Origin of the sequence: Frankia gtarii, assembly GCF_025403375.1 — a bacterium.
Classification (GTDB): Bacteria; Actinomycetota; Actinomycetes; order Frankiales; family Frankiaceae; genus Frankia; species Frankia gtarii.
On record NZ_JAMPTM010000284.1, the window covers coordinates 1 to 8,331 of the forward strand.

Sequence of the window (8,331 nt, forward strand, 5' to 3'; positions counted from 1 at the left end):
GCGCCGAACGGCGGGAGGGCCGGGGCGGTCATCGCCCTGGCCGGCCCGGCCCGGCGCAGCAGCAGCGCGTCGGGGTGGCCGGCGTTGACATAGTGCAGTTCCCCGCTGCGCGGATCGATGACGGCGATGATGGCGGTGGCGAACATCTCCTCGGTCTCACCGAGGTTCTCCACCGCCCATTCCACCGCGGCCGCCGGGCCCACGCGGGTGGACAGCGCGGCGTCGAGAAGCTGCTTGAGCCGCAGGGCGAAGACGCCCGCGGCGGCGCCGTGGCCGGAAACGTCGCCCACGACCACGGCGACGCACCCGTCGGGCAACTCGAAGGCGTCGTACCAGTCCCCCGCGAGCTCCCCCTGTGCCGGATCGACCCGGCCGTGCAGCATCAGCCCGCGGGCGCGCAGCAGCGAGGGGGTGAGCGCGTCGCGCAGCGCGATGACGGCGGGTCCCTGCTGCGCGAGGGCCTCCCAGGACCGCTCGTTCTGCCGCACGAGGCGCACGAGCTGGGCGCGCATCGTCTCGACGTCGGCCGCGAGGGCCACGATCTCCGCCGGGCCCACCAAGGGGATCCGCGTGTCGTAACGGCCGGCCGCGACGGCGTTGACCGAGCGCTGCAGGGCGCCGATCGGACGCAGCAGCCAGCGGCGCAGCACAACCATGAGGGTCACCAGGACACCGAGGATGACGAACATCGCGCTGGCGAGCGAGCTCAGCAGCAGCACGGAAGCGCTCTCGACCCGGCCGGACGCCTCGACCTGCTCGCGGTCGATCTGATCGGCGAGACGGGCGGCCTGACGGCGCAGCTCGTCGAAGTCGCGCCGCGCGCTCGCACGGACGATCCCGGCGGCCTCGGCCACGTCGCCGCGGGCCATCGCGGCCAGCTCCGGTTCGACGACGTCGTGCCGCCAGATCCCGTAGGCGGCATCCACCCGGGTCCGCTGCGCCCGCAGGTCAGGGAGGTCGGCCAGTAGATCATCCAGTCGTGCCGTGAGCACGGGAACCGAGCGCTCGGAGTCGTCGAACGGCGTCAGGAAGCCGCGGTCGCGGGTCGCGATGTAACCGCGCAGTGCGCTTTCCTGATCGACGAACTCGGCGAGGAGCATCGCGGTGGTCGTGGCCGCCGGGTCCAGATGCTTGCCCCGCTCGGCGGCGGCGTTGCGCGACCGCAGCGCGGAGGCCACGGCCAGCACGAGCATCATGATGATCGCGATGCTCGCGAGCAACGTCAGCGTCCGGATGCCGCGCCGGAGGCCAGCCGTTTCGCTCACGCCAGGATTGTCGTCCACCCGTCGGGGGCGGGTTGTGGCGGGTGACCAGGACCCCAGGTCCCGAGTGATCGACCCGATCTCCCGGCGGGCGGCCCGTGGCCGCGACCGGACGGACCGGGCACACCCCGTCAGCCCAAAAGGAAAACGACCCGGGCACCGGAACATCACCGACGCCGCCGCCGTGTCGGCTGCCAGAAAACCACCCCGACGGCCTCCGGCGCAAAAGGCGGACTCGGCCGGCAATAGCAGGAAAAAAGTGTTTTTAACATCCTCGTCGAACCCGGCGCGTGACGAGCTCCGTCGGCGGGAAAGCACAGAATGGAGCCACGGAGCCGGAACCCCGCCCACGGGCGGGTCGTTGGCATCCGTGGACGTGGCGCCCCCTGACTTCCGCGAGCGCACGTCACCCGACCAGGCCGCGAGCGCACCCGGGCCGCCCCGGTCGCACGACCGACGCTCGTCGTCGCGGGGCGCCCCAGCCGAGGGCATTTCGACACACAGGGTGGGAGCAGCACAAGGATGAATTCCGGTTCGGCCATCGGCCCGGCCCACGCACACCACCGCCCGGCCGACCCACCGGCCGCCTCGCCGGCCGTCATGGACGGTGCGGCGGGCGTGGCCCGCTCCGACACGGCGATCTGGACCCGCGGGTTGACCAAGCGCTACGGCACCCGGCGGGCCGTCGACCATCTCGACCTCCAGGTGCCCCGCGGGGCGCTGTCCGGCTTCGTCGGGCCGAACGGCGCCGGCAAGTCCACCACGCTGCGGATGTTGCTGGGCCTCCTGCGGCCCTCCGCCGGGCACGGGCACGTCCTGGGCGAACCGATCACCGAGCCGGACCGCTACCTGCACCGAGTCGGCGCGATGATCGAGGGCCCGACCTTTCACCCGGGCCTGTCAGGCCGGCGCAACCTCGATCAGCTCGCGATTCTGCGCGGGATCGGTGGCTGGCACCGGGCCCGCCGGCAGCGCCGCGTCGAGGAGGTCCTCGGGCAGGTGGGCCTGGGCGAACGGGCCGACGACCGATTCAGCTCGTACTCGCTCGGGATGAAGCAGCGCCTGGGCATCGCCGCGGCCCTGCTGCCCGACCCGTGCCTGCTCATCCTGGACGAGCCGACGAACGGGCTGGACCCGGCGGGCATCCGGGAGATCCGGGCGCTGCTCGGCCAGCTCGCCGGCGGGGGGATCACCGTCTTCGTCTCCAGCCATCTGCTTACCGAAGTCGAGCAGATCTGCGATCACCTCGTCATGATCAACGGCGGCCGAATGCTGTTTCAGGGGCATGTCACCGACCTGCTCGCGGCCGAGGATCCTCGCATTCTGCTGATCCCCGAGCACGATGCCGACGCGCGCCGGCTTGCCGGGCTGCTCGACGACGAGGGCCTGCGTGTCGAGATCGATCTACGCAGCGGCCCACCGTCCGCCTCGGCCACCCAGGGTCGCTGGCCGGTCGTCACCGCGCACGCCCCGGAGAGCCTCGCCGCCCACCTCAACCGGCTCGCGATGCACGCCGGCATCACCCTGCGCTCGCTGCGCACCCACCGGCCCAACCTGGAGGAGACGTTTCTGCGCGTCACCGGGGAGATCGACGGCGACCTGGTCCGTTCCGCCCAGGCCGGGCAGGAGCCGGACGGCAGCGTGCCGCCGCCCGCGGGCGCCGGGCTCGACCCGGCCCACCGCCGCGGGGGTGCCACATGATCGCGGCGTTCCGCGCCGAATGGGTGCCCCTGCTGCGACCTCGGTTGCTTGCGGGCACGCTCGGTGCCGTGGTCGCCTGTGCCGTCCTCGGTACCGTGCTGACCTTCTTCTCCGTCGGGCACCGGGACTTCGACGGCGATCCGGTCACCGCCGCCGCCCTGTCCCGGCCGGACGGCCTGATCCAGGGCGTGCAGGCCGTCAGCATCCTGCTGGGGGTGGTGGCGCTGTCGGTGGTCGCCGCGTCACTGGCCGGCGATCACAGTCACGGCACCCTGCGCAACCAGCTCGTCGCCCAACCGCACCGAGCTCGGCTGCTCGCCGGCAAGCTGCTTGCCCTGTCGACCTTTGTCGTCGTGATCGTCGCGGCAGCCACGGTCGTCTCGGTGGGGCTGTCGTTCCTGCTCGCGCCGACCCGAGGGGTGTCCATCGCCGCCTGGAGCGGTGGGACAGGGCTGGCCGAGCTTGGCTCCGGCTTTGTCAACCTGTGCCTCGGCTCACTGGGGTACGCGGCGATCGGGGCGCTGGCCGCGATCCTGCTGCGCGGGCCGGCGGCCGCGATCGCCGTCGCGCTGGCCTACGCACTTCCGGTGGAGATGCTGATCTCGCGCATCTACCGTCCGGCGCATTCCTGGCTGCCGGTCCAGCTCATGCAGGAGATCGCCACCGGTGGCGCCGCATACGCCATGCCTTACGCCGACGCTCTGCTGCGCGGGGCGCTCTACGCGGGCGTCATGCTGCTGCTCACCCTGGTGATCTTCCGAAAGCGGGACATGACCGCCTGACCGCCCCGCGGCGGCGGCCGCCAGATGCCGATGCCCGAAGACGTCAGTGACCAAAGACGTCAGTGACCAAAGACGTCAGTGCCCGAAGACGTCGGAGTCCAGGGCGTCGGCCTCGCCGGCGGCGCCGCGGTCCAGGCCGGAGATGGCCGCGATCTCCTCGGCGGTGAGGCTGAAGCCGAAGACGTCGATGTTCTCCGCCAGCCGAGCCGGGCTGGCCGACTTCGGCACCGCCACCACGCCGAGCTCGACGTGCCAGCGCAGCACGATCTGCGCGGGACTGCGACCGTGCGTGGCGGCGATACGGGTGATGACTGGTTCATCGAGCAGGCCGGTGCCGGCGCCCAACGGGCTCCACGCCTCGGTGACGATGCCGTGCTCGGCGTGGTAGGCGCGGACCGCGTCCCGGCCGAGTCGCGGGTCGAGCTGGATCTGGTTGACGTCGGGGGCCACCCCGGTCTCGGCGAGCAGCCGGTCCAGGTGGGCCGGCTTGAAGTTCGACACGCCGACGGCCCGCACCTGGCCGTCCTTCAGCAGCTCGATCAGGCCCTGCCAGGCGGCGACATACCGGTCCCGCCACGGGTTGGGCCAGTGGATGAGCAGCAGGTCGACGTAGTCGAGCCCCATCCGCCGGGTGCTCTCCGCGACCGCCCGACGCACCCCCCGCACGCTGTGCGAACGCTTGTTGAACTTCGTCGTGACGAACAGCTCCTCGCGGGCCACCCCGGCGCCGCGCATGCCGGCGCCCACCCCCTTCTCGTTGCCGTAGTTGTGGGCGGTGTCGATCAGTCGGTAGCCCAGCCCGATCGCCTGCTCGACGACGCCGGCGACCGCGCGATCATCCAGCGGCCAGGTTCCGAGCCCGAGCTGTGGCATCCGGGCACCATGGGCGAGGGGGACGGTGGGAACGGGCGAAGGCGGCACGGCGCGCGGTCCTTTCTGTCACGATGGTGCAGACCCAGCGAGCGGACCCGGACGCGCGGAGAGCAGACTGCCAGCATGAGTGCCGCCAGGGACGACAGACTCGCCGTGCAGTTGCCTGCGGACTCCGCGGGCCTCATCCGTTCCGCCGCGGAGGGTGAGGGCATGTCCCTCGAGGATTTCGCCGTCGAGGCGATGAAGCGGTACGCCCAGGAGGTGCTGGCCGACCGGCGGTTGTTCCGCGTGCCGGACACGGACTGGAGCGCCTTCGAGGCGCTGCTCGACGCTCCGTCGGCGGACGCCCCCCGGCTGCGCCGGCTGCTCGACGACGAGCCGGGCGCGGAGTAGTCCGCTCACCGTTCACCGCCTCCCGACCGCGCCCCCGACCCGGCAAGAAGGATGTCACGCCGTGCCCTCGACCAAGCCTGCGGCCCTGACCGAGGCGATGGATCGCACGATCTTCAACAGTGGGGACGACCTGCTCGACGGTTGGCTGCGCCATCACGCCCTCGAACACCAGCAGGACCGGACCACGAACACGTTCGTGATCCTCGATGCCGGCAGGATCGCCGGCTACTACTGCCTGGCGACGGCCGCCGTGGAACGCATTCCCGGCTCGCGCCGGCGCTCGCGGCGGCCGACCGAGCCGGTCGCGGCCATGTTCATCGGCCGGCTCGCCGTCGACCTGCGCCACCAGGGCCGCGGGATTGGCGCCCGGCTCGTTCGCGACGCGGTGATGCGCTCACTCACCGTGCATCGCATGGTCGGGCTGCCCCTGCTGCTCGCCCATGCCAGGCGGGTACCCGGGCGCGACTTCTACCGTCACCTCGGCTTCCGCGACGCCCGGTTCGATTCCCATCTGCTGGCGCTGCCGCTGCGCGCCGCGGCGGCCGGCTGAGCGTCAGTCTTCGCCGAGCAGGACGTCGAGGTCGACCCGCATCAGCCACTGGTCGAGCTTGAACGGCGGGTAGGGCCAGGGCAGACCGTCGAGCACCATCTGGTTGACGGGCAGCCACAGGCTGCGCCGCAGCGGGTCGATCGCGCCGCGGCGCACGCCGACGTAGCGGGTCGACGGGCCGCGCAGCATGTTCAGCCCCACGTCGATGGGCTGCCCGGTGCGGAAGGTCATCCGCGTGCCGCGCCCCGCCGGCCGCACGACCTGCACCAGGCCGTCGAGGCCGGCCAGCAGGACCGCGCCGGTCCGTGGGTCGAGGGTGATGCTGCGGACCAGCCCACCCTGGTCGGTGCCGGCCACCAGGTAGTCGGGCTGGTTCGCGATGCCCCAGGTGTCCACCGGCCAGTTGCCGGTCGCCGGCGTGCGGGTCACCAGGCCGCGCTCGCGGCCGAGCTTCGGGTAGACGGCGACGGTTTCCGCGCGCAGGCCGTCGATCTTCGTCCGCGCCACGTAGAGCGTGCCGTCGGCGCCGAACACGGCGGACTCCATCCGGGAGCCGTCCTGAACGGCGCGCACCGCGGTGCTGCACGGGGTGATGCTGCCGCGCGACGCCGAGTAGGAGAATTCCTGGATCGGGAACGGCTGGGTGCTGTAATCCAGACCCCGCACGTCGCTGATCAGGACGAACCGCTCGTCGTCCGGTTCGCTGGTCGGATCGGCGACGACCTCCCGCGGGTTGACGACAAGCCCGATGCCCAGCGGCCGGACCTCCGGATACTGCCAGTGCGCCAGGACGTGGCCGGCGGGGTCGACGACGAGCAGCGCCCCGTTGTCAGTTCCACCGGCGCCCTTGCCCAGGTACTGGGTGATGACGAGGTGCCCACTGCGCGGCAGGCGCGCGATGGACGACGGCCCGCGCGAGGAACGCGGCTGCAACGGCCCGAGCACCGGGAAGGCCTGCGCGGCGACGTACGGCGGGGCCGTCGTGGCGAGCTGCGCCGCTGTCCAGGACTCCTCCTGGTCGTACACCCACCGTTGGCTCTGCTGGTCCCGGCGCAGCTGGCCCACGCTCGGCAGCTCCCCGTCCAGGGCCGTGTTCCAGCCGAAGTACGGCATCAGCGAGGTGAACAGCACTCGCTGGGCGCCGTCCGGGCCGGGGCCGACGATCACGTCGGAGGTGTCCCCGCCCCCGACACCGCGGTAGATCGGATCGAGCCGGGGCAGGCTCAGCCGGCCTTTCGTCGACGGGATCACCAGCCGGGTGAATCGCTCGATGTCCGGCTCGAAGACCTCGATCTCCATGTCGGTGCCGGTCAGCTTCGACTGGTCGTCGGAGAACGGCGTGGTCGTCACGAACACGGTGCCGTCGGCCGCCACCGCGGACATGAACGCGGCCTGGCCGGGTCCGAAGCCCCACCCGGGCACCTCCGTGACCCGGACCGTCGACTGGCCGCTGTCGAACTCTCCGAAGGAGCCGGGCGCGCCGTAGATGGTCAGCAGGTTCTCCGGCAGCCTCGTCACCGAGCCGGCCGGAACCGAGGGGCCGGCGGTGACCCCACCGACCGGGGCGGACGGCTGGCCCCGGGGCAGACCGCCTGGCACCGACCCCTCCGACGACAGCAGCCGCCCGGCGATGAGCCCGCCACCCGCGGCCGCGCCGAGCCCAGCGGCGGTCACGAGCAGTCGGCGGCGACTCGGCCGGGTGCGCTCCGGGCCCGCGGCGCCGGCGCCGTCCGCAGCCGCGCTCGGCTCGGGCGGGCCCTTCGGCGGGTCGGCGCCGGGCAGCTCGGCGGCGCCGATCCAGGTGGCCTCGGCTGCATGGTCACGCCGACCGGCCCGGCCCCGGCGGCGGGCACGGCGACCGTGTTCGGAAGGGTCGGGGTCACCGCCGATGGGGATACGGGCACGGCCCGGCAGGGTGTCATGGTCATGGCTGCCCGCACCGCCGTCGTCGCTGTCGCTGGCGCTGTCGGCATGGCTCTTCCCGAAACGGACCTGCCTACCGATCCGGACCTGCTTGCCACGGCCGGGCAGAGTGTCGTGGTCGTCGGTGCCGTGGTCGTTGGTGCCGTGGTCGTTGGTGCCGTGGTCGTTGGTGCCGTGGTTGGCGGGAAGGCCGCCCCGGCCGGTGGGGCCGCGATCCCCGGTCTCGCCGGCCGGCGCCGCAGCGTCCGGGGCGCCGACGGCCGGGCCGGCAGCGTCCGAGGCGGCATGCGGGCCGGCGGCGTCGGCGCCGGTGTCAGGGGCGTCCGGAGCCGCGGCGTCGGAATGGCTTGCGCGGTCACGGCCGTCGTGGGCGTCCCTGCCGCGACGACGGCCATATCTGCCGACTGTGGTGCGCCCGCGCTCACCGCCGTCGGCATCCGAACGGATCTTGGCTGGCATGTGCGGTGGCCTCGCCTCTCAACGCCGGTGGGGCCTCTCAAGGCCGGTGGGTGGGGGGACCCCCGGCCGAGTAGGACGACCGTACCCGACGGATTAGAACGACATATCGGACACGGTCTAAGGTCCACGCCCGTCCGGGGGCGCCTAGACCGGCGCGGGAAAGCCTTCCTCAGGTCTGGCTTCACTGATCGACGCGGCGCCGCGCGGCGCATCCTCGCCCCCCCGCCCGTCATCCATGACCGTCCCGCGGGCCGCCTGCCGGTCGGCGTGATGGAGCTGGACCACGAGCAGCCCGACCGCGAGCGCGGTCACCGACTCGGCGACGAGCGCCGCGGTGGCCGTCGCCATCGAACCCCCGCCCGCCGAGACCAACGCCCCCGTCGTCGCC

Annotated in this window: 7 protein-coding genes and 1 pseudogene; 4 read left to right on the forward strand and 4 right to left on the reverse strand. The window is 72.7% G+C overall.

Features of this window, described 5'->3' with window-relative positions; all coding sequences use genetic code 11:
• Positions 1 to 1,265, reverse strand: a 1,265-nt coding sequence (locus tag NBZ83_RS27015; protein ID WP_261576045.1) for a PP2C family protein-serine/threonine phosphatase, incomplete at its 3' end; no start/stop codon positions are given.
• A gap of 519 nt (positions 1,266 to 1,784) precedes the next feature.
• Here NBZ83_RS27015 and NBZ83_RS27020 point away from each other — a divergent pair.
• Both NBZ83_RS27020 and NBZ83_RS27025 read left to right on the forward strand, forming a co-directional pair.
• A complete protein-coding gene (locus NBZ83_RS27020; protein ID WP_261565420.1) occupies positions 1,785 to 2,963 on the forward strand; it encodes an ABC transporter ATP-binding protein in 1,179 nt (392 codons plus the stop codon).
• Positions 2,960 to 3,745, forward strand: a complete 786-nt coding sequence (locus NBZ83_RS27025) for a DUF2705 family protein (RefSeq protein ID WP_261565421.1) — start codon at positions 2,960 to 2,962, stop codon at positions 3,743 to 3,745. The genes NBZ83_RS27020 and NBZ83_RS27025 overlap by 4 nt, the downstream gene beginning before the upstream one ends.
• Positions 3,746 to 3,820: 75 nt before the next feature.
• Here NBZ83_RS27025 and NBZ83_RS27030 read toward each other — a convergent pair whose 3' ends face one another.
• Positions 3,821 to 4,618 carry an aldo/keto reductase gene (locus tag NBZ83_RS27030; protein WP_261565422.1) on the reverse strand — a complete coding sequence of 266 codons (798 nt, stop codon included), beginning with the start codon at positions 4,616 to 4,618 and terminating at the stop codon, positions 3,821 to 3,823.
• Between the two features lie 123 nt (positions 4,619 to 4,741).
• On the opposite strand from NBZ83_RS27030, the gene NBZ83_RS27035 reads away from it, so the two are divergent.
• Positions 4,742 to 5,011 (forward strand): type II toxin-antitoxin system TacA family antitoxin, encoded by a 270-nt coding sequence (locus tag NBZ83_RS27035; protein ID WP_261565423.1) that lies wholly within the window; start codon positions 4,742 to 4,744, stop codon positions 5,009 to 5,011.
• A gap of 61 nt (positions 5,012 to 5,072) precedes the next feature.
• Complete coding sequence (locus tag NBZ83_RS27040) at positions 5,073 to 5,561, forward strand: GNAT family N-acetyltransferase (protein ID WP_261565424.1); 489 nt, start codon at positions 5,073 to 5,075, stop codon at positions 5,559 to 5,561.
• A 3-nt stretch (positions 5,562 to 5,564) separates the two neighbouring features.
• Here NBZ83_RS27040 and NBZ83_RS27045 read toward each other — a convergent pair whose 3' ends face one another.
• Both NBZ83_RS27045 and NBZ83_RS27050 read right to left on the reverse strand, forming a co-directional pair.
• Positions 5,565 to 7,943, reverse strand: coding sequence for a hypothetical protein (locus NBZ83_RS27045; RefSeq protein WP_308203283.1), 2,379 nt, complete (start codon positions 7,941 to 7,943; stop codon positions 5,565 to 5,567).
• Positions 7,944 to 8,087: 144 nt separating this feature from the next.
• Positions 8,088 to 8,331: pseudogene (locus tag NBZ83_RS27050) on the reverse strand (polysaccharide biosynthesis protein); the annotation flags it as partial.

Excerpts from the sequence above, each read along its gene's own strand:
- NBZ83_RS27020 (WP_261565420.1), top strand. The coding sequence starts at position 1,785 with ATGAATTCCGGTTCGGCCATCGGCCCGGCCCACGCACACCACCGCCCG.
- NBZ83_RS27025 (WP_261565421.1), top strand. The coding sequence starts at position 2,960 with ATGATCGCGGCGTTCCGCGCCGAATGGGTGCCCCTGCTGCGACCTCGG.
- NBZ83_RS27030 (WP_261565422.1), bottom strand. The coding sequence starts at position 4,618 with ATGCCACAGCTCGGGCTCGGAACCTGGCCGCTGGATGATCGCGCGGTC.
- NBZ83_RS27035 (WP_261565423.1), top strand. The coding sequence starts at position 4,742 with ATGAGTGCCGCCAGGGACGACAGACTCGCCGTGCAGTTGCCTGCGGAC.
- NBZ83_RS27045 (WP_308203283.1), bottom strand. The coding sequence starts at position 7,943 with ATGCCAGCCAAGATCCGTTCGGATGCCGACGGCGGTGAGCGCGGGCGC.